Origin of the sequence: Curtobacterium sp. MWU13-2055, assembly GCF_023242305.1 — a bacterium.
GTDB lineage: Bacteria > Actinomycetota > Actinomycetes > Actinomycetales > Microbacteriaceae > Curtobacterium.
This window is the reverse complement of record NZ_JALLIO010000002.1, coordinates 513,816-540,328: the sequence shown is the minus strand read 5'-3', so window position 1 is coordinate 540,328 and position 26,513 is coordinate 513,816. Positions and strand designations below refer to the sequence as shown.

The window sequence follows — 26,513 nt, the reverse complement described above, 5'->3', positions numbered from 1 at the left end:
GGTCCTGTCAGGAGGGAACGAGGTCAGAGGGAAACGGCGGCGTCGGCAGCGAAACGCGAGAGGAGCGCGTGGTGCGGCGTCACGAGGTGCTCCTCGGTCCACCGACCCTGGGTGATCCCGAGGCGGCTGCGCTCCTCACGGTCGTAGGTGACCGGGATGGGCGTGAAGTCGGTGTGGTCGAGGGTGGGGCGGTAGGTGCTGCCGGCCGGGGTGTTCGCGGCGTAGATCTCCGGGCGGTAGATCTTCTGGAACGTCTCCATGGTGGCGATCGTGCCGATGAGCTGGAGGTCCGTGTAGTCCCCGGTCAGGTCGCCGCGCGTGTAGAACGCGAGCGGGGCCGATGCTCCGGCGGGCTGGAAGTACCGGACCCGCATGCCCATCCGGCCGAAGTAGTCGTCGGTGAGCGAGGAGTGCTCGTGGTCGTACTCGGCGCCGAGGACGGGGTGGACGTACCCGGTCTGGCGGTAGGTCTGGCTCGTCGAGACGCTGATGCAGACGACGGGCTCGGCGCTGAAGTCCGAGCGGAACGCGGACGACTCCAGGAAGCGCTGGAAGAGGGCCCCGTGCAACGCCCCGAAGTCAGACGGCAAGCCCGGCGATGACGGCAGCAGCACCGAGAAGTCGTAGTCGCGCAGGTACGACGAGAAGTTGTTGCCGAGGATGCCGTGGTGGTGCTCGCCGGTGTGCTGGTCGACGATCGTGACGTCGAGCATCTCGAGCAGCGGGAACTCGGCGTCCGCTCCACCGTCGGAGAACGCCAGTGCGGCCGAGACGATGTCGAGCTGCAGTCGGTATCGGTCCCCGGCAGCCAAGAGGTCGTTCGTACGCCCGTCGATCATCGCGAGCGCAGCACGGAGGTTCTGCTGACGGTGCTCGCCGCGCGCCAGGTTGGCGAAGTTCGTGGTCAGCCGGGAGCTGTCGGCGGGGGAGTAGTCCTCGTCGAACCGGGTCCGGGTGATGCTGAAGGTGAGGTCGTTCGCCATGGTCGGCAATCTGTTCGTCGAGCGCCCGAGGGCACTGGGGAAGGGGTACGTCGATCATGACGGGAACCGCAGGCCATCAGGTAATACCGAGACGCTATGCAGCGGTATAGCCTCGGCCTATGGCTCGTGTCTCGAACGACATCACCCTGCAGCAGCTCCGGTACTTCATCGAGGTCGCGACCGAGGGCTCGATCAGCGCCGCCGCCGATCTGCTCTACGTGTCGCAGCCGACGATGTCCGCGGCGATGAAGGACCTCGAGACCCGGATCGGGCGCCCCCTCTTCGTCCGCTCGGCCCGAGGGGTCGTCCTCACCGTCGACGGTGTCGAGTTCCTCGGGTACGCCCGGCAGGTCGTCGAGCAGGTCTCCCTGCTCGAGCAGCGCTACGTCGGCCGGCAGCGGTCGCGTCGGCTGCTCGGGGTGTCCTCCCAGCACTACTCGTTCGCCGTGGAGGCCTTCGTCCGCATGGTCGAGGGCGCGGCGGCAGACGAGTACGAGTTCTCGCTGCGCGAGACACGCACCTGGGACATCATCGAGGACGTCCGCACGCTGCGGAGCGAGGTGGGCATCCTCTACCGCAACGACTTCAACAAGCAGGTGCTCGGCAAGCTGCTGCGGGACGCCGGGGTCGTCTTCACGCCGCTGTTCGTCGCCGAGCCGCACATCTTCGTGGCCCGGCGGAACCCGATCGCGTCACGGGAGCGTGCGACGCTCGAGGACCTCGCCGACCTGCCTCGGCTGACGTTCGACCAGGGCGCGAACAACTCCTTCTACCTGGCGGAGGAGATCCTGTCGACGATGTCGAGCAAGCGGGAGATCCGTGTGTCGGACCGGGCGACGATCTTCAACCTCATGATCGGCCTCGGCGGGTACACGATCTCGACCGGGCTCATCAGCGACGACCTCGATCCCGAGATCGTCGCCATCCCCCTCGATGTCGACGAACGCATCGAGATCGGCTGGATCGCGCACGCCTCGGTTCCGCTCACCGTGCAGGCGCAGACGTACCTGGACGAGTTGCGCGCGGTGGTCACCAGTTACGGCGTGGAGCCGCTGGGGTAGGCAGGCGGCGGTTCCGGCGGTCGGCCTGGAGGCACGACATGCGTCCGTCAGGAGGCTGCGGTCTCGATCATCGCCTTCACGTGCGGCGCGCTCCACCGCAGGAGCGCGTCAGCGGGTGGGCTGTCGAGGTCCTCGCCCCAGATCGCGACGGCCGCGCCCGACATCGGAGCAGCGAGACGGGCCCCGGAGTCGCCGTCCCACGTCCGGAGCGACCAGTGCTCGCGGAGATCGGCGACGGTGTACTCGCTGTCGGCCGGGTCGAGGTCGGTCGGCACCTCGTACAGGTAGTACGAGTTGTAGTTGAGCAGGTCGATCCCGGCCTGCTGCAGGTCGACCGCACTGGCCCGTTGCGCTCGGCGTTCGCGACGCTCGGCTGCGTCCTCGGTGTCACCGTCGAAGCTCCAGTACGTGACGTGGATGCGCGGATCCAGTCGCCCGACCGCAGCGCGATCGATCCCGTCGTTCCAGGCCCACACCTCGCGGTTGCCGAGCGCGGCCGCCATCGCGTTCATCCACGCGACGCGTTGGGCGGCGGTGACGTCGCCGCCCCATTCGTCCCCACCGATGTGCACGGTGCGGCTGGACGGGAACGTCCGCTGCACCTCGGCGTACAGCTTCGTCGCCAGCGCGAGACTGCCGGGCGCCGACGGGTCGAGCTCGCTCTCGCCGGAACGGATGCGATCGACCCACTTCGTGCCGTGTTGCGCCTCGAGCAGGGCGAAGGCGGCCGCCATGTGGCCGGGAGTGTCGATCTCGGGCACGATCGCAATGCGCCGTTTCGCCGCGTAGTCGGCGATCGTGCGTGCCTGTGCGGCGCTGAGGAACGGACGGCCGGTCACGCGGCTCGTGTAGACGCCGTGGTCGAGATCGGCGTTCGCGAGGGTCTGGCCGAGAACCTTGCTCTCGATCCCGACGTTCTGGTCATCGGTGAGGTGCAGGTGCAGGAAGCGGCCGCCGTCGTCGGCGAGCAGGTCGATGTACCGCTTGATCAGTGCCACGGGGTAGTAGGCGCGAGCGACGTCGAGCATCACGCCGGTCTGGGGACGTGGTCGGGACGTCGGCTTGGTGGTGACGGTCGAAGCAGACGTGCGGCAGTGCTGCCCGGAGTACGCACCCACGCAGGCGAGCACCGAGTACTTCCCGGCCGCGGCACGGGAAGGCGTCGTGCGGACCGCGCTGACCGTCGTGCTCGAGCCCGGGGCGAGTGGCTTCACCGCGACCCGGCCGAGCGAGTACTTCTTGGTGCCGGTCGACAGGGAGAGCCAGGCGGACGAAGCCGGCTTCCGCACCGAGGTGGTGTTCGTGACCTTGAGGGTGGTCCGGACGGCGCTGCCGGTCGAGGTGGCGGTGGACGCTGCGGTGACCTTGGTGACCGTCACCGGCGACGCTGCGGTGTTCGCTGATCCGACGACCGCATCGATGCCGACCAGCGCTGCTGCCGACACGGCGATCGCCAGACCGACCGCGATGGTCCGTCTGACGGAGTGCGGCGCGGTCGTTGGACCGGCAGTCGGGTCCGGAGTCCCGGTGGAGGAGGGCACGGAGACGACGGTAGTTCACCAGGGTTGCGCGGTTAGCATTGCCCGACCCGGCGCCCGGTCGCGGACCACATCCCACCCAGGGGAGACAACGTGAACGGCCACGAGCGCACCACCGATCGCGGTCGGCGTCGAGGGGCGCCGCGGCTCGTCGCCGGCCTGGTCGTCGCACTCGTGTCGATCGTCGCGACGGGGTGCTCCGCGGAAAAGACCCCGGAGGTCGCCGAGCCGCTCGCGACCTGGAACGCCGCCGTGGCCGACCGGACCGAGGCGCCCGCGAACTGGGTCGCCCTGGGGGACTCGATCACCGAGGGGCAGGGCGCCTCGTCACGCTCCACCCGGTGGATGGACCTCACGCTCGACCAGCTGCGCACGGAGCACCCGACGGACGGGGTCACCGGAGGGGCCGGGTACCTCCCGGCGCAGTTCGCCGTGTACGCACCGGACTCGACCTGGGGTGACTGGGCGACGGCGCGCACGGGGGAGAGCCAGTTCGACATCACCACCCCCGACCTCGGCTACCGATCGGTCGGCATGCAGGCGGGCGCCTCGCGGAGCTACGGCTTCACGGGCACCGGGGTCGACATCTGGTGGGCGCGCTACCCCGGGTCCGGTGACTTCACCTACAGCGTCGACGGAGCTGCACCGACGACCGTCGCCACGACCGGGACTGCCAGTACCGGGACGATCACGAAGGTGGACGGACTGTCGAGCGGGGAGCACACGGTGACCGTCACCGCCGTCGCGCCGTTCTCCTTGCTGGGGTTCACGATCTACGACGGTGACCGGGACGCGGGCATCCACCGCTACGACTCCGCGCACTCGGGATCGACGATCGCGACGTTCACGAAGGACAAAGAGGGCTTCCTGACGGCGATGCGTCGTGCTGCTCCGGACCTCATCACCATCACTCTGGGTGGCAACGACGCGGCGAACCTCACACCCGACGAGCTCGGCGCCCAGTACGTGGCGTTCCTCGAGACGCTCGCGGCGCTGCCCACGAAGCCCTCGCTGCTCGTGATCGGCGAGTTCACGCCGGCTTCGAGCATGACGGACGGCATGGCGGAGCCGTGGTCGAGCTACCTCGCCGAGATCAAGCGTGCCGCGGCGAAGGGCGGTGCCGCGTACGTCAGCATGGCTGACACCTTCCCCGAGGCCGACACGTCCGGGACGGGGATCTACTCGACGGACGGCATCCACCCGAACGACGAGGGGCAGCGTCGGATCACGAAGCTCGTACTCGCCACCCTGGCTGCGCACGAGGGCGGCTGAGGGGCGGAGCTGCTCCGTGCGGCCGTCGAGCCCTGGACCGAGGCATCCCCGGAGTGGTGCGACGATCCACTACCGTGAGCGCATGGGGGAGCAGCGCAACCAGTGGTTCGGCCCCGATGAGGACGCGTACCTCCGCCCGGCGCGAGCGCAGCCTCGGACACCGCGCGTCCCGACGAAGCCCGGCGCGATCGACCTCGTCGTGACCGCTGTCACGCTGGCCGTCACCTACGTCGCCGCGCCCCTCGCCTGGTTCTGGGTCGTGCTCAGCCAGATGGCCTTCGTCGGGTGCACGGGCACCGCGAGGAACTGCAACTACGACGCGAGTTCGATCGTCCTCATCGCGTATCCGCTCGTGTCGGGTGTCATCGCCGTCGTCGGGACGTGCTGGGTCGTCGCCCGTCGGCGCCGGTGGCAGCCGGGGTCCTTCGCCGCTCTGGGCACGCTCGCCGGCCTCCTGGCGGCCTTCGTCGTCGCTGAGTTCGTCACGGACGTCGCGTCCGGCGGCTACCTGTTCTGAACCGCCGGCCGGTCCGCTGACGCACGGTGGGCAACGGACTGGAGGCGCGGTGCAGGTGAGTCGATCGACTCACCTGTACCGCGCCTCCAGTCCGGGTCGCTGCGAACGCAGCGTCAGCGACGTCAGCCGCGGATGAACGCGAGGATGTCGGGGTTGATGACGTCCGCGTGGGTCGTCAGCATGCCGTGCGGGTAGCCCTCGTAGACCTTCAAGGTCGAGTCGCCGAGGAGTTCGGCCTGCTTCAGCGAGGCGTCCGCGTAGGGCACGACCTGGTCGTCGTCGCCCTGCAGGACGAGGACGGGCACGGTGATCGCGCGCAGGTCCTCGGTCTGGTCCGTCTCCGAGAACGCTTTGATGCCCTCGTAGTGCGCGACGGCACTGCCCGTCATGCCCTGACGCCACCAGTTGGCGATGACCGGCTCGGACGGCGTCACGCCGTCTCGGTTGAAGCCGTAGAACGGGCCGGAGGCGACGGCCTGGAAGAACTCGGCGCGGTTGGCGGCGAGTGCCTGGCGGAACCCGTCGAAGACCGCGATGTCCGTGCCCTCGGGGTTCGCGTCGGTCTTCACCATCAGGGGCGGCACGGCGGACACGAGGACGGCCTTGGCGACCCGGCCCTGCGGCTGACCGTACTTCGCGACGTAGCGGGCGACCTGGCCACCACCGGTGGAGTGTCCGATGTGGATCGCGTCGTGCAGATCGAGGTGCTCGACGACGGCGGACACGTCGCTGGCGTAGTGGTCCATGTCGTGGCCGGTGCCGATCTGCGAGGAGCGCCCGTGACCCCGTCGGTCGCTCGCGATCACGCGGAAGCCCTCGGCCAGGAAGTACAGCATCTGCGCGTCCCAGTCGTCGGAGGACAGCGGCCAGCCGTGGTGGAACACGATCGGCTGCGCATCGGCGTTGCCCCAGTCCTTGAAGTAGATCTCTGCACCGTCGTCGGTGGTCACGTAACCCATGGTCGGTCTCCTGTGGCTGGTGTTCGGTTGTGGTGGTCGGTGGGTGGTCAGCCGAGTTCGGCGATGGCGTCCGTGATGAAGGCCGCGACCTCGGCGGGGTGCGTCTGCATCACCAGGTGTGGTCCGTCGATCTCGACCACCTTGCGGACCCCGGCGCGCTGGTAGCCGAAACGCTCGACGTCCGGGTTGATGGTGTGGTCGGCGCTGGAGACGATGCCCCAGGACGGCTTGGTCTTCCACGCCGCGACGGATGCGGGTTCGCCGAACGCAACCGCGGACAGCGGGCGCTGCGACACTGCGAGGACCTTGGCCTTCTCGAGGTCGAGGCCGCCCGCGAAGACCGCGGGGAAGGCGTCGATGGCCACCGAGACGTCGGTGCCGGGCTCGGCGCCGTCGACGGGGTAGGGCGCGTAGACGAGGTTCGCCGCGAGGTCGCTGTCGGGGAACCCGCCCTGGAGGGCGCCGAGGCTCTCGCCCTCCTCGAGCGCGTAGGCGGCGACGAACACGAGCCCGACGACGTTCTCGGCGATGCCTGCGACGGTGAGGATCGCGCCGCCGTAGGAGTGCCCGGCGAGCAGGACCGGTCCGTCGATCTGCTCGACGAACGACTTGATGTAGGCCGCGTCGCCGGACAGGCTGCGGTTGAACACGGGCGGAACGAGGACCTCGTGCCCCTGATCGAGGAGGAGCTTCGTGACGGGCGCCCAGCTGGCGGCGTCGGCGAAGGCTCCGTGGATGAGCACGATGGTGGGCGATTCGGTCACGGTGCGGTCCGTCCCGGTCCGCAGCCGGTGCCGTGGACCTCCGTCGGTGGTGGAAGCGTCTGCTTCCGTCCGTGACGCTAGGGCCGCGGGCCGGCGGTGCACATCGGTCACGATGACCGAGATGTGGCGTCGTGTGACTTAGCCGTCCGCCGCGGTCGCCCCGGGTGCCAGGACCGACGGCAGCTGCTGCCTGGTCGAGACGCCGAGCTTCTGGAACGCCGCGTACAGGTGGGCGCCCACCGTCCTGGGGGAGACGAAGAGGTGTTCGCCGATGGCGCGGTTGCTCAGGCCCTGGGCTGCGAGCGTGCAGACCCGGAGCTCCTGCGGGGTGAGCAGGTCGATGCTGCGTTGCCCCGTCGTCGGCAGGCGCTCGCCCGTGGCCCGGATGGCGTCTCGTGTCCGCTCTGCCCAGATCGGTGCGGGCATCGCCTCGAACAGGTCGAGGGCTGCGTGCAGGACTGCTCGGGCGGTGGTGCTCCGCCCTGCGCGACGCAGACGGCGACCGAGTCGGAGGAGCGCTCGCGCTTGCACGTACGGGACCGGCCAGCGATCGTGCTGCAGGGTCGCCCACGCCGACTCGAGGTCGTCGTCCGACAGGAGCGCGGTCCGGGCGGAGTGGACGGCCGTGCGCACCAGGGGAGCGTGCCACCGCTCGTGGAGCCGCTCGAGGTCCGCCAACCGCTGCTCGGCGTCCGGTCGGTTGCCGGACTCCAACGCGGCATCGACGTAGTCGTGGGAGGTCAGCACGGCGAAGGTCGGGTTGAACGCGTCGTCGTCGGGGTCGAAGAGACGTCGCAGGGGCTCGAGTGCGTCCGCTGCCCGGCCGGAGACCAGGTGCGCCAATCCGGTCGCGCCGAGCAGCGTTGCGCGCATCGCACTCGAGCGGAGCACCTGCGCGCCCGCCTCGGTCCCGCCGGCGATCCGCTCGGTGTCGGGCTGTTCGCCCTCGAGGGCGTCGAACCAGGCGAGCGCGCACCGCGCCGCGGCGGAGAACCCGGCGTCGCCCAAGTCCCGTCCGAGCAACGCGGCCTGCTGCGCGAGGGCGCGCGCCCGGGCGACGTCTCCGGCGAGGTACGTGGTCATCGAGGTCCCCATGAGGGCCTGCGGGAACGTCCGCAACTCGCCACGCGTCTGCATGCTCGCGAGGGCACGGTCGAGCAGGACACGAGCCGTGTCGATCTCGCCCACGAGGTTGAGCGCGTACCCGAGGAGCCACGCTGTCTCTTCGTCCAGGGCCGCGGGCGCCGCCGCCAACGCGAGCTCCAGCACACGATCGCCCCGGGCCAGCGGCTCGGTCCGGGCGGCAAGCAGGATCGACCGCGGGTCGTCCTCTGGAAGCGCGAGGGCTTCGACGACGACGAGCATCGGGTCGCCCGGGTCCGCCTCGGCAGTGTGGTCCCAGGCGATCGCGGCCAGGTGGAGCAGTGCGGCGGTGGCGTGTTCGACCCCGCCTGCCAGCTGCATCTCGGAGACGGCGTGGAGCGCCGGTCCGAGGTCGCCGACTGCCAGGCCCGTCCGACCAGTGGGCAGGGTCTCGGCGACCCACGCTGCGCGCGCCGCGAGCAACCCGGGAGGCGCCTCGTCGCGAGCCTGTTGCACCAAGAGCGACGCGTCTGAGGTCCTGCCGGACAGCCCGGCGAGTTCCGCCGCGACGATGCGTCGCTCGACGCGTCGGGCCACGTCCGACGTCAGCTCGGCGGCACGCTCGTACGCCCGGCTCGCGACGAAGGTGTCGGACATCGCGGTCCGTTCGTCGCCGAGCGCGGCGATCTCGTCCGCGAGGGGATCGTCGTGACCGGTGGCGAGCTCGGCGCGCCACCAGATGGTCCGTGCCGGGTCGTCCTGGTGCTCGAGCACGAGCGACCGGAGGACAGCGGTGCGCTCCGGCGGTGACGCCACCGACAGGACCGCCGACTGCACGAGCGGGTGCCGGAACCGGATTGCACGGGGTGCGACCCACTCGAGGAGCGAGGCCGCTGATGCCTGCTCGGTCCAGGTCGGCGTCGGGAACCTGCCGATTGCGCGTGCGGCGACTCGGGCGGCTTCCTCGGCGACGGTGCCGCCGGACAGTGCCACGGCGAGGATCGCCAACCGGACCCCTTGGTCGAGCTCCGTGTACCGATCCGCGAACTCCTGCTCAACCCGTCCGACGACGGGTCGTTCCCGCGTGCGCTCGGCCGCCGCAGTTGACCGGCCGAGCTCGTGCAGTGCCAGGGGGTTGCCCTCGGCGCGGAGCACGAGGTCGCGTCGCGCTTGCCCCGTCGGTGCTCCAGGCACTCCGTCGAGCAGTTCGTCGGCAGCGGACTGGTCGAGTGGACGGAGGTGCAGGCGTCGGATGCCCGGGTTCTCCACTGCATCGGTGTTCCGCGTGGTCATGACGATGACGACCGGGTCCTCGCCGACGCGACGGGCCATCATGCGGAGCGCCCACTCGGAGGGTGCATCCATCCAGTGCAGGTCCTCGGCGACGATCAGGAGCGGACGTTCGGCCGCCGCGTCCGAGAGCAGGGTCAGCGCGGCGAGTCCGGCGAGGAGCGGCGACGGCTGGATTCCCGTGGCGACCCCGAACGCGACGTCCAACGCCCGTCGCTGCGGCGACGGCAGGTTCGCGATGCCGCCGCGCAACGGGTACAGGAGCATGTGGAGCGCTGAGTACGGCTCCGCCGACTCAGCGAGGGTGCCGGTCGTCGTGAGTGTCCGCAGGCCGCGGCGGCTCGCGTGCTCGAGCACGTCGGCGACCAGCGACGACTTGCCGATGCCCGCTTCGCCGTCGATCACGAACGCGGAACCACCGCTGCTCACGTGACCGACCGCGTCTCGGAGAGCCGAGGTCTCCCGCTCACGCCCGATGACGGGCTGCGCCTTCGTCACGTCGTCAGTATGGCAGCGCTGCTGGACCGGAGTGAAGCGGCTCCGGCCGCCGAGCTCACCAGGAACTCGGCTTGTAGTCCTTCAGGAACACGCCGAACACGTCCTCGCCCGCCTCGCCCCGCACGATCGGGTCGTACACGCGAGCAGCCCCGTCGACGAGGTCGAGCGGCGCGTGGAAGCCCTCCTCCGCCAGCCGGACCTTCGTCGGGTGCGGTCGCTCGTCGGTGATCCACCCGGTGTCGACGCTCGTCATCAGGATGCGGTCGGTCTCGAACATCTCCTGCGCACTCGTGCGGGTGAGCATGTTCACGGCAGCCTTCGCCATGTTCGTGTGCGGGTGCCCCGGTCCCTTGTAGGCGCGGCCGAACACACCCTCCATCGCGCTGACGTTCACCACGTAGGTGCGGTGCGCCTCGCTCGCCGCCATCGCGGGACGGAGCTTCGAGATCAGGATGAACGGCGCGGTGGTGTTCGCGAGCTGGACCTCGAGCATCTCGAGCGGGTCGACCTCGTCGACGGCCTGCGTCCACGAGTTCACGTCGTGCAGGTCGGGCACGAGGCCACCAGCGTCGATCGCGGTGCCCATGGCCAGACGCTCGAGCGAGCTCGACCCCGGAGCCATGGCCTGCTCGGTCAGTTCGTCGGCCCTGGCTGCGGCGGCCGCGAGGATCGGGTGCGCCGTGACCGACCGGGCGAGCGCCTGCGGGTGCTGGTCGTTCGTGTGCCCGAAGGTCACGAGCTCGGGCAGCGGGCCGTCCGGCAGCGGCGCGAGTTCGGCGTCGACGAGGGGCTGGTACGCGCCGGGCGACCGGCGGACGGTCTGCGTCGCGTTGTTGATCAGGATGTCGAGCGGGCCGGCAGCGGCGACGTCCTCGGCGAGACCGATGACCTGGGCCGGGTCACGCAGGTCGATGCCGACGACCTTGAGGCGCGAGATCCAGTCGGCGGAGTCCGGCAGGCTCGTGAACCGGCGCACGGCGTCGCGGGGGAACCGCGTCGTGATGGTCGTGTGGGCGCCGTCGCGCAGCAGGCGGAGCGCGATGTACATGCCGATCTTCGCGCGGCCACCGGTCAGCAGCGCCCGCTTGCCGGTCAGGTCGGTCCGGGCATCACGCTTCGCGTGGCTCATCGCCGCGCACGAGGGGCACAGCTGGTGGTAGAACGCGTCCACGACCGTGTACTGCTGCTTGCACATGTAGCAGGGGCGGGACTTCAGCAGGGTGCCGGCGGTGGACGCCGTCGTCGAGGTGCTGATCGGGACCCCGCGGGTCTCGTCGTCGATCCGGTCGGCGGCTCCGGTCGCGGTGGCGGCGATCACGAGGCGGTCGGCCTCGGCGATGACCGCGCGCTTCTCGAGCCGGTGCGCCCGCTTCACGGCCTTGAACATCTTCGCCGTGGCCTGGCGCACCCGCACGAAGTCGGGGTGCGTCTCGTCGATGTCGCTCATCTGCTCGAGCACCCGGAGTGTGGCGTCGAGGTCCTCGGGGAGGATGCCGCTGGGTTCGGGGTGCTCGGAGATCACACGGGATTCTACGTTGGATCAGGCTGCGTCGAGCTCCCGCGTCAACGCCGCCACGAAGTCGTCGATGTCCTGCTCCGACGTGTCGTACGCGCACATCCACCGCACCTCGTTGCGGCTGGCGTCCCAGTCGTAGAACCGGAAGTGCTTGCGCAGCCGCTCGGCCACCCCCGCGGGCAGGGTCGCGAACACCCCGTTGGCCTGGGTCTCCTGGCTGAACCCGACGCCCTGGATGCTGCCGTCGGCGATCCGGGCCTCGAGTGCGCCGCGGAGTCGGGCGGCCATGGCGTTGGCGTGCCCGGCGGAGCGCAGGTACAGGTCGTCGGACAGCAGCGCGATGAGCTGCGCGGAGACGAACCGCATCTTCGACGACAGCTGCATGTTCATCTTGCGCAGGTAGTGCAGCCCCTCTGACGCCGCGGGGTTGAGCACGACGATCGCCTCGCCGTAGAGCATGCCGTTCTTCGTGCCGCCGAAGCTCAGCACGTCCACGCCGGCATCGGTGGTGAAGTCGCGCAGGGGCAGGCCGAGGGTCGCGGCGGCGTTGGAGATGCGTGCGCCGTCCATGTGCAGCGTCATGCCGAGCGGGTGGACGTGGTCCGCGATCGCCCGGATCTCGTCGACCGTGTAGGCGGTGCCGAGCTCGGTGGTCTGCGTGATCGACACCACGAGCGGCTGGGCACGGTGCTCGTCACCCCATCCCCAGGCCTCCTTGTCGATGAGCTCGGGGGTGAGCTTGCCGTCGGGGGTCTCGACCGGCAGCAGCTTGATCCCGCCGATGCGCTCGGGAGCGCCTGCTTCGTCGGTGTGGATGTGCGCGGTCGTGGTGCACACGACGGCGCCCCACCGCGGCAGCATCGACTGCAGCCCGACGACGTTCGCGCCGGTCCCGTTGAACACCGGGAACGCCTGCGCCTGCGAACCGAAGTGGTCGCCGATCACCTCGTTGAGACGGGCCGTGTAGACGTCCTCGCCGTACGCGATCTGGTGGCCGTCGTTGGCCGCGGCGATCGCGTCGAGGATCTCGGGGTGGACGCCGGCGTAGTTGTCCGAGGCGAAGCCCCGCAGGTCCAGGTCGTGGAGTCGAAGGGTCACTGGTTCATCCTAGGTTCGAGGCCGCAGCTGGAGCGGCCGGGAGCGGGAGACGGGCGCCGTTCACGTCGGCTGGCGGTGCCGTCCAGAGCCGCACGACCTCGTCGCCGAGCCGCTCCTCGAGACCGGCGAGGGCGCCGACGACGAACACGGTGGCTGCCGCCGAGTCCGGTGCGTCCTTCCGGAGGCCCTGGGCGACGGCACGGACCCACGCGTCGGAGGCGGCCTTGGCTGCTGCGTAGTTCGCGGCGCCCGCCGTGGGGGAGTCGACGGTGGTGGACGAGACGAACGCGAGCCGTCCGGCCGGCGACGCCACCAGGTCGTCGTAGAAGACGCGTGTGGTGTTCCGCAGGGTGCGGAACGCCCGGTCGAAGAAGTCCCAGTCGTCGTCCGACTGGCCGGCGATGCCGCCGCCCCCGCGCCACCCACCGACCAGGTGGACCAGCCCGTCGACCGGTCCCTCCGTCTCGTGGACCGCAGCCGCGAGCGCGGTGACCGCGCCGAGGTCTGCGAGGTCGCACGTGTGGGTCGTGACGCCCGGGACGGAAGCGAGAAGGGCCTCCAGTGCGTCTGGTCTGGTGCCGACCGCGACGACGGCCGCCCCGGCGGAGGTGAGTGCGCGCGCGACGGCCGCGCCGCTGGTGCTGGTCGCGCCCGCGACCAGCACCGTGCGGCCGGACAGGGACCCAGCGCTCACGCGGCGACGTCCGGAACGGACGGAGCAGCGGGCGGAGCAACCGACGACGAGCCGGTGATGCCGGCCGTCGAAGCGATGACCGCAGCCATCTTCTTGTTCAGTGCCTCGTAGAACATCGACAGCGGGAATTCGTCGTCGAGCACCGCGTCGGTGTAGCCCTTGGGCATTCCGGCGAGCGTTTCCTCCGGCAGTCCCCGCGCCCATCTCGACGCCGGGTGCGGCGTGAGCGTCCGGGTCAGCATCTCGTACGCGGCGAGCCAGTGCGCCGATTTCGGTCGGTCGATCGACCGCCGGTACAACTCGTTGATCTGATCACTGAGCGCGATGATCACGTCGGGAACGGCATCCCAGTCGATCGTGAGTTGCGTGTCCGTCCAGTGCAGGACATCGTGCTGGTGCATCCACGCGAACAACAGTTGCCCGCCGAGCCCGTCGTAGTTCCGGACGCGGCTGCCGGTGATCGCGAACCGGAAGATGCGGTCGAAGACGACGGCGTACTGCACCAGGTGGGCGTGGTCGCGGATTGCGCGTTGCGCCTCGTCGAGATCTGCATCCGGCACCGCGGAGATCGCGCGTTCGAGCCGCACGGATTCCCGGAACGCCGTCAGGTCGCAGCGGAGTTCTTCCAGCGAGTAGAGGAAGAACGGCATCCGCTGCTTGATCATGAACGGATCGAACGGCAGGTCCCCGCGCATGTGCGATCGGTCGTGGATGATGTCCCACATCACGAAGACCTGTTCCGTCAGCTCCTGGTCGTCGAGCATTGCTGCAGCGTCGTCCGGCAACTCCAGTTTGGTGATCTCCGCAGCGGCGCGGACGACTCGGCGGTAGCGAGCGGCTTCGCGGTCCTGGAAGATCGCACCCCACGTGAACGTCGGGATCTCGCGCATCGCGACCGTCTCGGGGAACAGCACCGCAGAATTCGTGTCGTAGCCGGGCGTGAAGTCGACGAACCGCAACGCGACGAAGAGCGTGTTGCTGTAGTCGCCCGCTTCGAGTTCCGCGATGAACTCCGGCCAGATGACCTCGACCAGGACGGCTTCGACGAACCGCGAGGAACTGCCGTTCTGCGTCACCATCGGGAAGACGACCAGGTGGCCGATTCCGTCGATGCGGTGCTGTTGCGGCTGGAACTCGTTCAGGGCGTCGAGGAAGTCGGGAACGCCGAAACCGTCGCGTTCCCAGCGTGCGAAATCGCGCTGCAGTGCAGCGAGGTACGCCGCATCGTGCGGAAAGAACGGGGCCAGTTCGGCAACGGCCGGGAGGATCGTGGCCAGCTGCTCGGAAGCGGTCGCGTGATCCGCGTGGTCGGGTACAGAGCCGTCGGCCGTCTGCAGCGCACGGAACGACACGACAGCGGCTTTCAGCCGCGTCCACGCGGGATGCTCGGCGACCTCGCGCACCGACGGGCGGTCCTCGACGACCTCGGGTTCTCCGACGATGGCGCCCTGCGTGAACTCCTGGACGAACTGTGACATGTCGAACCTCCCGTCATTGGGCCGGCCGCGGATCTGCGGCATGGTGGTGCGCTTGTCATGAGCCTAGGGAGGATCGGGGGACGCATTCTTGCCCATTTGCGGGGGATTCGTGCGCGGCGCCGTTCTCCGCGCGGGAAAGTCGATCCCCTGCGCAACGCATCACCGCTCAGGCGCGGATCTGGTGCAGGAGCAGCGCCAGGCCGATCGCTGCGACGCAGATCAAGAAGGCGGCCGGGGCGGCCTTGCCCTTCGGGTCGACGGTGCCGGCGAAGCCCGACGCGGACAGTCCGGCTGCTCCGGCTGCGACGGCAAGTGGCCAGCCACCAGCGACGAGTACGACGCAGGTTGTGGCGAGCAGGACTGAGCCGACCGCGAGCCCAGTGCTGACGATGCGGCGGACACGAGACTTCTCGGACATGGGCCTCCCTTGCTTGCTACAGTACTGATGTGTCACACGCCGCATGGTCGGATTCGGCGGTATGTTCGTCGGGTGGAAGAAAAGGAACCGCGCGACCGCACGATCGGCGAATCGTGGGTGTCACTCGCGTGCCTCGGTGCCCTCGGCCTCGGAGTCACGATCGTCGGCGGCCCGGACCTTGCCTGGTGGGACGTGGGCTCGACGTTGCTCGTCCTGGGAGTGTTCGGGCTCCTCGCCCTCCTGCTCGCGTCGCGCAGGAGCGCTGTTCCAACGACCCTCCGCGTGCGCCGGGCGAACTGGCTGGGTGCAGCGATCGGACTCGGCGCGGGCGCCCTCGTGGGAACCGCGGTGTCCGGAGGATCGACTGCCCTCGCCGCGCTGCTCCCCGTCCCGCTCGTGGCGATCGACGCCGTTGTCAGTCGTTCCGGCGGGGGACTGCGCGCCCGGTCGATCGTGCTCGGCCTGACCGCAGCTCTCATCGCCGTGGTCCTCTTCTGGAACTCCGACGTGCGCCAGGGCTTCTCCGACCTGGTCCAGGGATCGGTGGTCGCCGGCGTCCTGCTGGCGGTGGGGCTGGTCCTGAGGGGTCTCGTTCGGCGGCAGCGCGCCTGACCGGCCCGGCATCACGGCCGTTCGGCTCCGCGGTGCTGACTCGGTCGATACGGTTGTCTGCATGGCACGCTTCACGCCCCCAGCCGCCGACGCGATGCGCGCACGACTCCTGCTCGCAGCACGCGACGAGTTCGCCGCGGCTGGGCTCGTCGGCGCCAAGATCGAGCGGATCGCCGCGGCGTCGTCGAGCAACAAGGCGCAGATCTTCCACTACTTCGGCAGCAAGGAGGGGCTCTTCGACGCCCTCCTCGCCCAGACCGTCGCCGAGACGTTCGACGAGGTCCCCGTCGACACCGACGACCTCGCCGAGTGGGCTGCTCGCCTGCACGACTCGTACGTTCAGCGTCCGTGGGCCGAACGGCTCGCGACGTGGCACCGCCTCGAGCGGGGGAGTGACGGTGCGCTCGAAGCGGTCATCGCCAGCAATGCCGAGGCCGTCGCCGCGGTCGAGCACGCCCAGCGCGCCGGGGTCCTGCCGCGTAGCTACCGGCCGGCGGTGCTGCTGGGGCTGGTGATGCACCTCGCCGCGTTCTGGAGCTCGGCCTCTCCCGAGTACGGCTCGTTGGTCGCGGCGGTCGCACCTGCGCGGCGTCGGCAGATCGTGATCGACGCGGTGAAGGCGCTCGTCGGGGGCTGACGTGGCACACGGCCGGGCGTAGGGTTCGGCCCATGAGCAGCGACAACCGGTTCCTCCGCGCGACCTTCGGGCGGCCGTTGGTCTGGGTCGGCGTGGTGTGGCTCGCGGTCGGGGTGCTCTGGAGCGTCCTGGCGATCATCGATCCGAGTGTCTTCCGCACGATCATGGCCGTCCTGTGGCTCGTGCTCGGCGGCAGCATGCTCGCCGTCGCGCTCCGCGACAGGAAGCGCGGCCTCGGCCGGTACCAGCGCTAGTCGAGGCGATCCGAGCGCGCAGGCAGGACCCGCACCGGGCCTCCCGTCAGCCTGCCGCGTCCGCGGCCACCCGCAGCGTCCGCTCCGCATCGTCGAGGTAGTCCGCCAACAGCGCCGACGCTCCCGCCTGGTCGCCGGCGCGCAACGCCGCGACGATCGCGTCGTTCCGGTCCACGAACTCGGCGTGGAACGACCCCGGGTCGTCGGTCGTCAGGAAGGCCAGCCGCATCTCGGCGAGCAGCCCGTCCATCAGGCCGTGGATGCGCGCGCTCGGGACCGCTCGGACGAGCTCGGAGTGGAACCGGATGTCGGCGGTCCCCACCGCACTCCAGTCGCCCGCGGTGGCAGCGTCCCGTGCGGCCGTGACGGCCGCCGCCGCTGCGTCGAGGGCCGGTGACGTCGGTGAGCACGCGCGGACCGCGGCTTCCTCGAGCACCCGTCGGGCGGCGTACAGGTCGGCGACGTCCTCGGCGGAGAGGCGTCGCACGAAGACCCCGCGGTTGAACACGTGCTCGACCAGCCGGTCCCGCGCGAGCAGCCGGAAGGCCTCGCGCAGGGTGTTCCGCGACACCCCGAGCTGGTCGCTCAACCGCTCCTCGGACAGCTGCGCCCCGGGTGAGAACTCGCCGGCCGCGATCATGGTGCGCAGCCGGTCGGCCGTCGAGTCGGCACCACTGACTATTCGGGTCATGTCCCGATCCTGACACGGCCTCGGGCATCGCAGGTGCGAACCCCGCACCGTGTGACCGTCGTGTTACAGAGCAGAACACCCCCTTGCGATTGTTGAACAATGCGGTCCAGACTGTCCCGCATGTTCGTCCTCATCGGCGTCGCCGTCGTCATCATCGGGTTCGCGTTGCGCATCAACGCGCTGCTCGTCGTGACCGTCGCGGGCATCGTCACCGCGGCCATCGGCGGGATCGGTCCCGTCGGCATCCTCACCGCGTTCGGCGACGGCTTCGCGTCGAGCCGGTCCGTCACGACCTTCGCGCTCGTCCTGCCGGTGATCGGCCTGATCGAGCGCTACGGGCTGCAGGACCAGGCCAAACGCCTGATCGCGAAGCTCGACAAGCTCACGACGGGTCGTCTGCTGGCGGGCTACCTGGCCATCCGGCAGGTGACGGCCGCGGTCGGCCTGACCAGCATCGGCGGGCCGGCGCAGACCGTGCGGCCCCTCGTGCACCCGATGGCCGAAGGTGCGGCGATCAAGAAGTACGGCCGGATCGACGAGCGGATGCGCGAGAAGATCAAGGGCTACTCGGCGTCGTCCGACACCGTCGGGGTCTTCTTCGGCGAGGACGTGTTCGTCGCCGTCGGCTCGATCCTGCTCATCACCACCTTCGTCGACGCCACCTACGGTCTGTCGCTCGAGCCCATCGACCTGGCGCTGTGGGCGATCCCGACGGGCATCGCCGCGCTCCTGGTCCACGGCACGCGACTGCTGCTGTTCGACCGCACGCTCGACAAGATGGCCGCCGACGCCCGCGTCGACGCCCCGACGCAGGGAGCTGCAGCGTGATCACCAGCGAATGGCTCTACTGGCTCATCGGCGCGTTCTTCATCGCGGTGGCCGTCCTCATCGTCACGGACACCTCGCACGCCAAGCGACTCGGCAACGCGGCGTTCTGGGGGATCCTCGGGGTCTCGTTCTTCTACGGCACGTTCGTCGCCGCGAAGACCGCGCCGTCGTGGGTGCTCGGCATCGCCGTCCTGGTGATGGTCGCGCTCGCCGGACTCGGGTTCACCGGGACGACCAGTCGAACGCGGGTCGCCAGCATCCCCGGTGCCGGCACGGGGGCGGAGACCGGCCCGGCCGAGCCCACCGCTGCCGCCACGAAGCCGTCCGCCAGCACGAGCGTCCTCGCGACGACCAGCCCCGACGAGCGCGCGGCGTTCGCCACCCGGTTCGGCAACAAGCTCTTCATCCCGGCCCTGGTCGTGCCCGTGGTCGCCGTGCTCGTCGCGACGCTCGGGCCGCTCGTCTCGATCGGCGGTGCGCCCCTGCTCGCCGAAGGCAGTGCGACGCTGACCGGCCTGGGCATCGGTTCGGTGCTCGCCGTCGTCGTCGCGGTGTTCGTCCTGCGTCCGCCGAGGATCGCGACGCCCATCCGTGAGGGCGGTCGACTGCTGCAGGCCATCGGGTGGGCAGCGCTCCTGCCGCAGATGCTCTCCACCCTCGGCATCGTGTTCACCCAGGCCGGGGTCGGCGACGCCGTCGGCACCATCATCAAGTCGATCCTGCCCGGCGGTTCCCTGATCGCCGCGGTGGTCGTCTACTGCCTCGGCATGGCGCTGTTCACGATCATCATGGGCAACGCGTTCGCCGCCTTCCCGATCATGACGGCCGCGATCGGCTGGCCCGTCCTGGTGCAGGGCTTCGACGGCAACCCCGCCGCGATCTTCGCCATCGGCATGCTCGCTGGCTTCTGCGGCACGCTCGTCACGCCGATGGCCGCGAACTTCAACCTGGTGCCGGCTGCCCTGCTCGAGATGCGGGACAAGTACGGTCCGATCAAGGCGCAGATCCCGACCGCCGCCATCCTGCTCGTCGTCAACATGGGAGTCATGTACCTTGTCGCTTTCTGATGCTGCCCCGCTCGACCTGACCCGGGCCGCGTGGGCCGACCGCTTCGCGGCCGTCGCCGCCGAGAACACCTCGCGCGAGTACCCGTACGCGGCGCACCACACGACGTCCGGCCCGGACGACCGGGCGCTGCCGGTCGAGCTGCACCCCGCCTTCGCCACGTCGTACGACTGGCACTCGTCCGTACACATGCACTGGCTCGCAGCGCGTCTGGTCGCGCACGGTCTGCCGGCCGACCTGGAGGCCCGGCTCACCGCGATCCTGCAGGCCCACCTGAGTGCGGATCACCTGGCCACGGAAGCCGCCTACTTCCACACGACGCCGCACTACGAGCGCCCCTACGGGTGGGCCTGGCTCGCGAAGCTCGCCGCCGAGGTCTCCGCGTCCGAAGTGCCGGCCATCCGGCAGCTCGCCCCCGGGTTCGCGCCCGTCGTCGACGTGCTCGAGGACCTCGTCACCCGCTGGGTCGACGGCGCCGCCCACCCGGTGCGGCACGGGGTGCACTCGAACTCGGCGTTCGGGCTGCTGCTCGTGCTCGACGCCGCACGGGCGCTCGGCCGCGACGAGCTCGCCGCGACGGTGGAGCAGGCGGCGCGCGAGTGGTTCGGCGAGGACGCCGGGTGGCCGTTCGCCTGGGAGCGCAGCGGACACGACTTCCTGTCCGCCGGACTGGCCGAGGCCGACCTGATGCGCGCCGTGCTGACCCCGGCCGAGTTCGCGACGTGGTCGGACGGCTTCTTCGCCCAGGTGCGGTCGGGCGACGCGATCCTGCAGTCGACGGTGGTCCGCGACGAGAACGACCCGCAGCAGGTGCATCTGTTCGGGCTCGACCTGTCGCGAGCGGGATCGGCCCGGCGCATCGCGGACGCCCTGCGCGCCGGTGAGCTCGACGACGACGGGCTCGCGAGCCTGCTCGACGAGGCGGCGGACCGGCTGCTGGCCTCGGGCCTGGCCGCCAGTGTCGGCGAGGAGTACTACTCCACGCACTGGCTCGCGAGCTTCGCCTGGGACGCCATGGAAGCACGCGAGCACGCCGCGCGCTGACCCTCGAACGAGGGGCATGGTCGCCGGTCCGGCGTGCTGCTGTCAACCCCCTGCATCGGTTGCAGAATGCACCTACCCTCGGTGCGCAGCCGAGATCCGGCTGGGTGCCCGAGGGGAACGGGTGCCACCAGTCACACCAGGGAGTGACACATGCAGCACCGCAGGATCAGGCGGACCGCACTCATCGCCGCACTCATCGGAGCCGTCGTCGTGGCGGCACCGCTCGGAGCGGGAACCGCTGCCTACGCGGGGGTCACCGCCCCGGTCGGCAACGTCGGCAAGTTCAAGCAGACCTTCGTCGAGAACTTCAGCACGACGGCCTCGGCCAACGGCCAGTTCGCGAAGACCTACGCGAACTCGTGGCAGCCCTACCCGGACGGGACGGGCGGCACGTACTACTCGGGCTCGCAGGTCAGCGCCCGCAACGGCTACATGGACGTCACGCTCGACGGCAAGCACGGAGCCGCGGGGACCTTCGGGACCCCGAACGGCGCGTGGTCGCACGTGGGCGGCAAGTTCAGCGTCCGTGCGAAGGCCACCGGCGGCGACGGGAACGGTGCAGCGTTCATGCTGTGGCCGTCGTCGAACGTCTGGTCGGACGGCGAGATCGACTACCCGGAGGCCAACTTCGAGGGGTCGCCGATGCTCCACCACCACTCGATGGTCGCCGGGCAGGAAGCGAACTCGACGAGCATGAGCACCGGGGTGACCTGGCGCAGCTGGCACGTCTACTCGGTCGAGTGGATCCCCGGCAAGTCGGTGCAGTACCTGCTCGACGGCAAGGTCATCAAGACGGTCACGTCGAACGTGCCGAAGACCGCGCACCGGTACATGTTCCAGGTCGGCAACTGGGGTGCCGCCGGGCACCTCGACATCGACTGGGTCAGCACCTACGAGTACACGGGCTGACCCACAGCAGGTCAGCTGATCGCGATCGTCCGGGCGAACGTCCGAGCGACGGGCGGTGCGGCGACGATCGGTCCGATCGCTGCGGCACCGTCCGGGGTCGCCCGCCATGCCTCGTAGGCGTCGTGGGCGGCCCCGCTCGTCCAGGACTCGACGACGACCATGCGCGTCGGGTCGGCGTCGTCGACCAGCACCTCGAGGGACTCGCAGCCGTCGAAGGCCCGGGTCTGCGCGAGCGTCTCGCGGATCGCCGCCTCGACGGTGTCGGCGGGGACGTCGCTCCGGAACTGGACCTCGAGCAGGACGGTGATCGACATGTGGTGCACCTTTCGTCGGCAGTGTCCGACTCAACCCGCAGCGGCGCCGACCTGTTCCGGATCGGTCAGCGAGCCGGTCGTCAGTGGACGATCCGGAAGCGGATGGTGTCGCCCGGGCGGAGCTGCGCGGCACGGTCGACCGACTCCGGCGTGAGGACCGCCACGACGGGGTAGCCGCCGGTCACCGGGTGGTCGGCGAGGAACAGCACCGGGAAGCCCTCCGGCGGGACCTGCAGCGAACCGGTCTCCACCCCTTCGCTCGGCAGCTCGTGCGTCACGGCGCGGACGAGCGGCTGCGGAGCCGTGGTGCGGACCCCCACGCGGTCGCTGTCCGACCCGACGGTGAAGTCCTGAGCGGTCAGGGTGTCGCGCCAGTCCAGCGTGAACCAGTCTCCGCGGGGGCCGGCGGTGACGTCGAGGACGACCGGGTCGTCCGGCCAGTGCTCGTCGGGTTGCGGCACTGCGTCGACGATCGGCCACGAAGCGCGCGCATCGCCGATCGGCAGGACGTCACCCGGCGACGACGGCGGAGGCCCGAGGCGTGCGAGCGAGTCCCACGAGCGACTACCCAGTACGGGCTCGACCGCGAACCCGCCGAGGACCGCGATGTAGGAGCGCAGCCCGGCGGTGGCCGTACCGATCCGGAGCGTGTCACCCGGTGCGAGCATCAGGACCTCGTGCGAGGCCGCACCGCGGACCCGGCCGTCCGCCCGCTCGATCTCGACCGGGCAGGCGGCCCCGGCGGTTGCGATGACCACGTACGCGTCGGTCCGCAGCGTGACGGAGCCGAGCAGGGCCTCCAGGACGGCCGCGTCGGGACGGTTGCCGACCAGCCGGTTGGCCAGTGCTGCGGAACCACGGTCGGCGGCGCCCGCCGCGCCGAGGCCCATGTCACTGAAGCCCGGCCGCCCCAGGTCCTGCGTTGCCGCGCCGTAGCCGACCTGCAGGACGGTCAGCGCGCTCATGCCGCACCCGCGTCGACGAACCGGATCCGTGTGCCGGCGGGTGCCAGCGCCGGCGGTTCCCGGTCGAGCGACCACATCGGCACGTCGGTGCGGCCGATGAGCTGCCAGCCGCCGGGGGAGACGCGCGGGTAGACGGCGCTGAACTCGCCCGCCAGTGCGACGGCACCGCTCGGCACGGCGGTGCGCGACGTGCTCCGGCGCGGCAGGTCGAGTGACGGCTCGGTGCCGGTGAGGTAGCTGAAGCCCGGGGCGAAGCCGCAGAACGCGCTCGTCCAGAGTTGGCCGGTGTGCCACGCGATCACGCGGTCGCGGCGCATGCCCGTCAGGGCGACGACCTGGTCGAGGTCCTCGCCGTCGTAGACCACCTGGATGACGAGCGGGTCTGCGGCGCTCGCCGCATCGGCGTCGGCGGACGGGACGACCCGTTCGAGTGCACCGCGGAGTCTCACGGCGTCGGTCGTCGCTGGGTCGTAGCGGAGCAGCAGGGTCCGCGCGCCGGACACGACCTCGGTGAGGCCGGGCAGCCGAGCCGCGGTCAGCCCGGCTCGGAACGCGGCGACCTGCGGCAGGGAGTCGAAGGTGGCGAGCAAGGCGGTGCGCCCAGCTGGTCGGAGGTCGAGGACGGTCACGGTGCGAACGGCGCGATCGTGACGCCGTGCTCGGTCAGCAGTGATCGGATCGCGCGGGCCATCGCGACGGCACCGGGGGAGTCGCCGTGCACGCAGACGGAGTCGGCGCTGACCCGCAGCTCGGAGCCGTCGACGGCGGTCGCGACCCCGTCGGTGACCATGCGGAGGACGCGAGCCGCGACCTCGTCCGGATCGTGCAGCACCGAACCCGGCGTGCTGCGGGACACCAGGGAGCCGTCGGGTTCGTAGGCGCGGTCGGCGAAGGACTCCGCGACCGCGCGGAGCCCGTGACGTTCGGCAGCGAGCAGGAGTTCGGAACCCGGCAGCGCGAGCACCGCGAGCGAGCTGTCGACGTCGGCGATCGCCCGGACCACGGCCTCGGCCTGGACCGGGTCGGCGCACGCGGTGTTGTACAGGGCGCCGTGGGGCTTGACGTAGGTGACCGCGGTGCCGGCGACCCGCGCAGTGGCGGCCATCGCGCCGAGCTGGTGCACGACGTCGGCGTGGAGTTCGTCCGGTGTGACGTGCACCGGACGGCGCCCGAAGCCGGCGAGGTCGCGGTAGGCGACGTGCGCTCCGATGGCGACCCCGCGCTCGGCGGCAGCGCGGGCGGTGGCGAGCATGATCGTCGGATCGCCGGCGTGGAATCCGCAGGCGACGTTGGCGCTCGACACGACGTCGAGCATCGCGGCGTCGTCGCCCATCGTCCAGGCGCCGAACCCCTCGCCGAGGTCGCTGTTCAGGTCGATCGTCGTCACGGGGACTCCCTGTCGTCGCGGGTTGTTGAACAATCTACCGAGCGGCGACTCCGCTGTCGACCGGTCGGGGCACGCGGCTGGTGGGTGGATTCCGAGCAGCGGCACGTAGCGTCCGAGGTCAGCACCTGCCGGGGGCGTCGCCCTCGGTTCGACCACTGCACTGGAGCAGACCATGACCGACAGCAGCAACACGCACGACGACGACGCCAAGGCCCCCGTGAACGACTCCGAGGGCATCGAGAAGCCGGGCGGGCTCGGCGATGACAACACCATCCCCAACGACCCGGACGGCCTGGCCGCTGGGCACGTCGGGGACGACTCGCACTTCAACCCGGAAGAGGACGGCGAGAAGTAGGGGTCGTCCGTCGACTCGGAACGACGTCCTCGTTGTCGCACGACGACGGGGACGTCGTTCCGAGTCGACCCGGTGTCGTTCCGAGTCGACCCGGTGTCGTTCTGAGTCGACCCGGTGTCGTTCCGAGACGGTCCCTACAACACCCGCTCCAGCAACCGCAGCGTCCCCGCGATGTCCACGTTCCGGTCCAGCAGCCACTGCACCTGCAGCCCGTCGAACGCCGCGATGATGAGCGACGCCACCTGCTCGAGGTCGGCGTCCGAGTGCCGCCCCGACGCCGCGAGCTCGTCGTGCAGCTGGGCGACCAGGTTCCCCCGTGCCTCGTCGAACCGTGCGGCGAAGAACTCCCGCGCCGTCTCGTTGCCGGACTCCACCGACGCCCCGAGCAGGGTCGTGTAGAGCGTCACGAGTGCCGGCTCGCTGACGTTCCGGTCGGCGACGAAGGCCAGCCGGGTGAAGACCCCGGCCGTGTCGCCGAGCGCCCGGTCCGAGGCAGCATCGCGTTCCCGCAGGACCTCGACCAGCAGCGCTTCGCGGGACGAGAAGTAGTGCTTCAGTGCCGCGTGCGAGACCCCGATCGCATCGCCGATGGCGCGCAGCGAGGTGCCGTCGATCCCGCGCGAGGCGACGACGTCGAGCGTCTGGTCGAGGATCTCCCGCCGACGGTGCACGCCCTTGGCGTAGGGGCCCCTGGTGCCGATTCCATCGTTGGAGGTCACGAGTGCCAATCTACCGGCGCAACAATCGGGACAAAAACTTCCGGTCGGAGGTTTCCGGTGCTACAGTCCCGATCACCTAGCAGCACTAGGTATTCGAGGGCCCCGAAGCCCCCTATGACTCGAGGAGGAGTCATGTCGACACCGACGTCGAAGGAAGAACCCACCCGCGGCATCGCCGGGACCGCATCGCCGGCGGTCACCGCAGCCGCCGGTGCCACCGCCTCGGACGCCGCGGCGCCCCGAGCATTCTCGGTCGAGGGGATCACGCAGTCCGTCAGCACGATGCGTGTGGGCCGCGGCTACCTCTGGGGCCTCAGCTTCGCCCAGTTCGGCCTGTTCGTCGCCCTGCTCACGCCGGTCTTCGTGAGCATGTCGATCAAGGCGACCGAGCTCAACCCCTCGAGCCCCGAGACCGTGGTCGGCTCCGTCCTGCCGTTCGGTGCCCTCGGTGCACTGTTCGCCAACCCGCTGTTCGGCGCGATCTCCGACCGCACCCGCAGCCGGTGGGGACGTCGACGCCCGTGGATGCTCGGCGGCGTCATCGTCTTCGTCGGTTCGCTCGCCTGGCTCGCGTTCTCGCCGAACGTCCTGCAGCTCACGCTGGCCTGGGTCCTCGCGCAGGTCACGGCGAACGCCGTCCTCGCCACGCTGACCGCGAGCTTCGCCGACAACGTGCCGGAGTTCCAGCGCGGCAAGGCCTCGAGCGTCATCGCCCTCGCGCAGAACATCGCCATCCTCGCCGGCCTGTACCTGGCCGTGTACCTGGTCGGGAACCTGCCGGTCCTCTTCATCGCCCCCGGTGTCCTGGCGATCATCGCGATCCTCGTCTACTGCTTCGTGGCCCGCGACGACCTGCCGACGACGCCGGTCAAGCCGTTCAGCTGGATCAACCTGATCAGCTCGTTCTGGACGAACCCGTTCAAGCACCGCGACTTCGGACTCGCCTGGTGGGGTCGCTTCCTCATCACCTTCGGCACGTTCATGTTCACGACGTACCGCCTGCTCTACATGCAGGACCGCATCGGTCTGCCGCAGGCCGAGGCCGTCGGGGTCGTCGCGTTCGGTGTCCTGCTGTACACGGTCGCCCTGCTCGTCAGCGCCGCCGTCTCCGGCTGGGTGTCGGACCGCGTCCAGCGCCGCAAGGTGTTCGTCTGGGGCTCCACTGCGCTGACCGCGGTCGGCCTCGTGATCCTGGCCCACGTCGACACCGTCGGCGGCTTCTACTTCGCCGAGATCGTCCTCGGCTTCGCCTTCGGCATCTACGCTGCCATCGACACCGCCCTGATCGTCGACGTGCTGCCCGACCCGGAACGCCCCGGCAAGGACCTCGGCGTCATCAACATCGCGAACGCGCTGCCGCAGTCGCTCGCTCCGGCCGTCGGCCTGTTCCTGCTCGGCATCGGCGGTGGTCAGAACTACACGCTCATGCTCTGGGGTGCCGGCGTCGCCGTCATCCTCGGCGCCCTCGTCATCCTGCCGATCAAGTCGGTCCGGTAGGCACCGCACCAAACCAGCGGCCTGGAGGCGCGGCGTGCGTCTGCAACGCGAGTCGCGCCTCCAGGCA

28 protein-coding genes are annotated in these 26,513 nt (G+C 70.2%); 12 read left to right on the top strand and 16 right to left on the bottom strand.

Annotated features, from left to right (window positions below; translation table 11 throughout):
- Positions 1 to 23: 23 nt before the first annotated feature.
- Positions 24 to 983: a putative oxygenase MesX gene (locus M4960_RS07355; RefSeq protein ID WP_248703889.1), complete on the bottom strand. Its 960-nt coding sequence runs from the start codon at positions 981 to 983 to the stop codon at positions 24 to 26.
- A gap of 119 nt (positions 984 to 1,102) precedes the next feature.
- On the opposite strand from M4960_RS07355, the gene M4960_RS07350 reads away from it, so the two are divergent.
- Positions 1,103 to 2,044 (top strand): LysR family transcriptional regulator, encoded by a 942-nt coding sequence (locus M4960_RS07350; RefSeq protein ID WP_248703888.1) that lies wholly within the window; start codon positions 1,103 to 1,105, stop codon positions 2,042 to 2,044.
- Positions 2,045 to 2,091: 47 nt separating this feature from the next.
- Here the strand turns inward: M4960_RS07350 and M4960_RS07345 are convergent, their stop codons facing one another.
- Entirely contained in the window at positions 2,092 to 3,585 is a 1,494-nt protein-coding gene (locus M4960_RS07345) for a family 20 glycosylhydrolase (RefSeq protein WP_248703887.1), read from the bottom strand.
- Positions 3,586 to 3,675: 90 nt separating this feature from the next.
- On the opposite strand from M4960_RS07345, the gene M4960_RS19665 reads away from it, so the two are divergent.
- Both M4960_RS19665 and M4960_RS07335 read left to right on the top strand, forming a co-directional pair.
- Positions 3,676 to 4,854 carry a GDSL-type esterase/lipase family protein gene (locus tag M4960_RS19665; protein ID WP_248703886.1) on the top strand — a complete coding sequence of 393 codons (1,179 nt, stop codon included), beginning with the start codon at positions 3,676 to 3,678 and terminating at the stop codon, positions 4,852 to 4,854.
- 82 nt (positions 4,855 to 4,936) lie between these two features.
- Positions 4,937 to 5,371 (top strand): hypothetical protein, encoded by a 435-nt coding sequence (locus tag M4960_RS07335; RefSeq protein WP_248703885.1) that lies wholly within the window; start codon positions 4,937 to 4,939, stop codon positions 5,369 to 5,371.
- 122 nt (positions 5,372 to 5,493) lie between these two features.
- On the opposite strand, the gene M4960_RS07330 is transcribed toward M4960_RS07335, so the two are convergent.
- From M4960_RS07330 to M4960_RS07295, 8 genes are all read right to left on the bottom strand, one after another.
- Complete coding sequence (locus M4960_RS07330; protein ID WP_123939359.1) at positions 5,494 to 6,330, bottom strand: alpha/beta fold hydrolase; 837 nt, start codon at positions 6,328 to 6,330, stop codon at positions 5,494 to 5,496.
- Between the two features lie 47 nt (positions 6,331 to 6,377).
- Positions 6,378 to 7,094 carry an alpha/beta fold hydrolase gene (locus M4960_RS07325; protein ID WP_185094300.1) on the bottom strand — a complete coding sequence of 239 codons (717 nt, stop codon included), beginning with the start codon at positions 7,092 to 7,094 and terminating at the stop codon, positions 6,378 to 6,380.
- A gap of 138 nt (positions 7,095 to 7,232) precedes the next feature.
- Positions 7,233 to 9,965 carry an AAA family ATPase gene (locus M4960_RS19660; protein WP_248703884.1) on the bottom strand — a complete coding sequence of 911 codons (2,733 nt, stop codon included), beginning with the start codon at positions 9,963 to 9,965 and terminating at the stop codon, positions 7,233 to 7,235.
- A 55-nt stretch (positions 9,966 to 10,020) separates the two neighbouring features.
- A complete protein-coding gene (locus tag M4960_RS07315; RefSeq protein ID WP_131847126.1) occupies positions 10,021 to 11,487 on the bottom strand; it encodes an SDR family NAD(P)-dependent oxidoreductase in 1,467 nt (488 codons plus the stop codon).
- A gap of 18 nt (positions 11,488 to 11,505) precedes the next feature.
- Complete coding sequence (locus M4960_RS07310) at positions 11,506 to 12,579, bottom strand: low specificity L-threonine aldolase (protein ID WP_123341210.1); 1,074 nt, start codon at positions 12,577 to 12,579, stop codon at positions 11,506 to 11,508.
- A 4-nt stretch (positions 12,580 to 12,583) separates the two neighbouring features.
- A complete protein-coding gene (locus M4960_RS07305; RefSeq protein WP_248703883.1) occupies positions 12,584 to 13,273 on the bottom strand; it encodes an SDR family oxidoreductase in 690 nt (229 codons plus the stop codon).
- Positions 13,270 to 14,751, bottom strand: a complete 1,482-nt coding sequence (locus M4960_RS07300; RefSeq protein ID WP_248703882.1) for a DUF6421 family protein — start codon at positions 14,749 to 14,751, stop codon at positions 13,270 to 13,272. Before M4960_RS07300 ends, M4960_RS07305 begins: the two co-directional genes overlap by 4 nt.
- A gap of 166 nt (positions 14,752 to 14,917) precedes the next feature.
- Positions 14,918 to 15,169: a hypothetical protein gene (locus M4960_RS07295; RefSeq protein ID WP_131880313.1), complete on the bottom strand. Its 252-nt coding sequence runs from the start codon at positions 15,167 to 15,169 to the stop codon at positions 14,918 to 14,920.
- Between the two features lie 72 nt (positions 15,170 to 15,241).
- Here M4960_RS07295 and M4960_RS07290 point away from each other — a divergent pair, with 72 nt between their 5' ends.
- From M4960_RS07290 to M4960_RS07280, 3 genes are all read left to right on the top strand, one after another.
- Positions 15,242 to 15,781, top strand: coding sequence for a hypothetical protein (locus M4960_RS07290; protein WP_248703881.1), 540 nt, complete (start codon positions 15,242 to 15,244; stop codon positions 15,779 to 15,781).
- 61 nt (positions 15,782 to 15,842) lie between these two features.
- Entirely contained in the window at positions 15,843 to 16,418 is a 576-nt protein-coding gene (locus M4960_RS07285; RefSeq protein ID WP_248703880.1) for a TetR family transcriptional regulator, read from the top strand.
- A gap of 32 nt (positions 16,419 to 16,450) precedes the next feature.
- Positions 16,451 to 16,672 (top strand): hypothetical protein, encoded by a 222-nt coding sequence (locus tag M4960_RS07280; protein WP_131880319.1) that lies wholly within the window; start codon positions 16,451 to 16,453, stop codon positions 16,670 to 16,672.
- Between the two features lie 46 nt (positions 16,673 to 16,718).
- On the opposite strand, the gene M4960_RS07275 is transcribed toward M4960_RS07280, so the two are convergent.
- Positions 16,719 to 17,363, bottom strand: a complete 645-nt coding sequence (locus tag M4960_RS07275) for a GntR family transcriptional regulator (protein WP_248703879.1) — start codon at positions 17,361 to 17,363, stop codon at positions 16,719 to 16,721.
- A 120-nt stretch (positions 17,364 to 17,483) separates the two neighbouring features.
- On the opposite strand from M4960_RS07275, the gene M4960_RS07270 reads away from it, so the two are divergent.
- The 4 genes from M4960_RS07270 to M4960_RS07255 all read left to right on the top strand — a co-directional run bounded on the left by M4960_RS07270 (position 17,484) and on the right by M4960_RS07255 (position 21,209).
- Positions 17,484 to 18,191, top strand: a complete 708-nt coding sequence (locus tag M4960_RS07270) for a DUF969 domain-containing protein (RefSeq protein ID WP_123291728.1) — start codon at positions 17,484 to 17,486, stop codon at positions 18,189 to 18,191.
- Entirely contained in the window at positions 18,188 to 19,258 is a 1,071-nt protein-coding gene (locus M4960_RS07265) for a DUF979 domain-containing protein (RefSeq protein ID WP_123291729.1), read from the top strand. Before M4960_RS07270 ends, M4960_RS07265 begins: the two co-directional genes overlap by 4 nt.
- Positions 19,245 to 20,300, top strand: a complete 1,056-nt coding sequence (locus M4960_RS07260) for a DUF2891 family protein (protein ID WP_248703878.1) — start codon at positions 19,245 to 19,247, stop codon at positions 20,298 to 20,300. The genes M4960_RS07265 and M4960_RS07260 overlap by 14 nt, the downstream gene beginning before the upstream one ends.
- Positions 20,301 to 20,450: 150 nt before the next feature.
- Positions 20,451 to 21,209 carry a glycoside hydrolase family 16 protein gene (locus tag M4960_RS07255; RefSeq protein ID WP_123939350.1) on the top strand — a complete coding sequence of 253 codons (759 nt, stop codon included), beginning with the start codon at positions 20,451 to 20,453 and terminating at the stop codon, positions 21,207 to 21,209.
- Between the two features lie 11 nt (positions 21,210 to 21,220).
- Here the strand turns inward: M4960_RS07255 and M4960_RS07250 are convergent, their stop codons facing one another.
- The 4 genes from M4960_RS07250 to M4960_RS07235 form a co-directional block, all read right to left on the bottom strand.
- Positions 21,221 to 21,523, bottom strand: a complete 303-nt coding sequence (locus tag M4960_RS07250) for a putative quinol monooxygenase (protein WP_111086660.1) — start codon at positions 21,521 to 21,523, stop codon at positions 21,221 to 21,223.
- 80 nt (positions 21,524 to 21,603) lie between these two features.
- Positions 21,604 to 22,488, bottom strand: a complete 885-nt coding sequence (locus tag M4960_RS07245; protein WP_248703877.1) for a biotin-dependent carboxyltransferase family protein — start codon at positions 22,486 to 22,488, stop codon at positions 21,604 to 21,606.
- Positions 22,485 to 23,117, bottom strand: a complete 633-nt coding sequence (locus M4960_RS07240; RefSeq protein ID WP_248703876.1) for an allophanate hydrolase subunit 1 — start codon at positions 23,115 to 23,117, stop codon at positions 22,485 to 22,487. The genes M4960_RS07245 and M4960_RS07240 overlap by 4 nt, the downstream gene beginning before the upstream one ends.
- The gene (locus tag M4960_RS07235) at positions 23,114 to 23,875 is read right to left on the bottom strand and encodes a LamB/YcsF family protein (protein WP_248703875.1); all 762 of its coding nucleotides are present in this window, start codon (positions 23,873 to 23,875) and stop codon (positions 23,114 to 23,116) included. The genes M4960_RS07240 and M4960_RS07235 overlap by 4 nt, the downstream gene beginning before the upstream one ends.
- A 172-nt stretch (positions 23,876 to 24,047) precedes the next feature.
- On the opposite strand from M4960_RS07235, the gene M4960_RS07230 reads away from it, so the two are divergent.
- Positions 24,048 to 24,230 (top strand): hypothetical protein, encoded by a 183-nt coding sequence (locus M4960_RS07230; RefSeq protein ID WP_123673659.1) that lies wholly within the window; start codon positions 24,048 to 24,050, stop codon positions 24,228 to 24,230.
- Between the two features lie 134 nt (positions 24,231 to 24,364).
- Here the strand turns inward: M4960_RS07230 and M4960_RS07225 are convergent, their stop codons facing one another.
- Positions 24,365 to 24,949, bottom strand: a complete 585-nt coding sequence (locus M4960_RS07225; RefSeq protein ID WP_248703874.1) for a TetR/AcrR family transcriptional regulator — start codon at positions 24,947 to 24,949, stop codon at positions 24,365 to 24,367.
- A gap of 132 nt (positions 24,950 to 25,081) precedes the next feature.
- On the opposite strand from M4960_RS07225, the gene M4960_RS07220 reads away from it, so the two are divergent.
- Positions 25,082 to 26,446, top strand: a complete 1,365-nt coding sequence (locus M4960_RS07220) for an MFS transporter (protein ID WP_248703873.1) — start codon at positions 25,082 to 25,084, stop codon at positions 26,444 to 26,446.
- Positions 26,447 to 26,513 lie beyond the last annotated feature (67 nt).

Excerpts from the sequence above, each read along its gene's own strand:
- M4960_RS07285 (WP_248703880.1), top strand. The coding sequence starts at position 15,843 with ATGGCACGCTTCACGCCCCCAGCCGCCGACGCGATGCGCGCACGACTC.
- M4960_RS07270 (WP_123291728.1), top strand. The coding sequence starts at position 17,484 with ATGTTCGTCCTCATCGGCGTCGCCGTCGTCATCATCGGGTTCGCGTTG.
- M4960_RS07275 (WP_248703879.1), bottom strand. The coding sequence starts at position 17,363 with ATGACCCGAATAGTCAGTGGTGCCGACTCGACGGCCGACCGGCTGCGC.
- M4960_RS07280 (WP_131880319.1), top strand. The coding sequence starts at position 16,451 with ATGAGCAGCGACAACCGGTTCCTCCGCGCGACCTTCGGGCGGCCGTTG.
- M4960_RS07350 (WP_248703888.1), top strand. The coding sequence starts at position 1,103 with ATGGCTCGTGTCTCGAACGACATCACCCTGCAGCAGCTCCGGTACTTC.
- M4960_RS07335 (WP_248703885.1), top strand. The coding sequence starts at position 4,937 with ATGGGGGAGCAGCGCAACCAGTGGTTCGGCCCCGATGAGGACGCGTAC.
- M4960_RS07220 (WP_248703873.1), top strand. The coding sequence starts at position 25,082 with ATGTCGACACCGACGTCGAAGGAAGAACCCACCCGCGGCATCGCCGGG.
- M4960_RS07300 (WP_248703882.1), bottom strand. The coding sequence starts at position 14,751 with ATGTCACAGTTCGTCCAGGAGTTCACGCAGGGCGCCATCGTCGGAGAA.
- M4960_RS07255 (WP_123939350.1), top strand. The coding sequence starts at position 20,451 with ATGCAGCACCGCAGGATCAGGCGGACCGCACTCATCGCCGCACTCATC.
- M4960_RS07230 (WP_123673659.1), top strand. The coding sequence starts at position 24,048 with ATGACCGACAGCAGCAACACGCACGACGACGACGCCAAGGCCCCCGTG.
- M4960_RS07250 (WP_111086660.1), bottom strand. The coding sequence starts at position 21,523 with ATGTCGATCACCGTCCTGCTCGAGGTCCAGTTCCGGAGCGACGTCCCC.
- M4960_RS07355 (WP_248703889.1), bottom strand. The coding sequence starts at position 983 with ATGGCGAACGACCTCACCTTCAGCATCACCCGGACCCGGTTCGACGAG.
- M4960_RS07330 (WP_123939359.1), bottom strand. The coding sequence starts at position 6,330 with ATGGGTTACGTGACCACCGACGACGGTGCAGAGATCTACTTCAAGGAC.
- M4960_RS07295 (WP_131880313.1), bottom strand. The coding sequence starts at position 15,169 with ATGTCCGAGAAGTCTCGTGTCCGCCGCATCGTCAGCACTGGGCTCGCG.
- M4960_RS07245 (WP_248703877.1), bottom strand. The coding sequence starts at position 22,488 with ATGAGCGCGCTGACCGTCCTGCAGGTCGGCTACGGCGCGGCAACGCAG.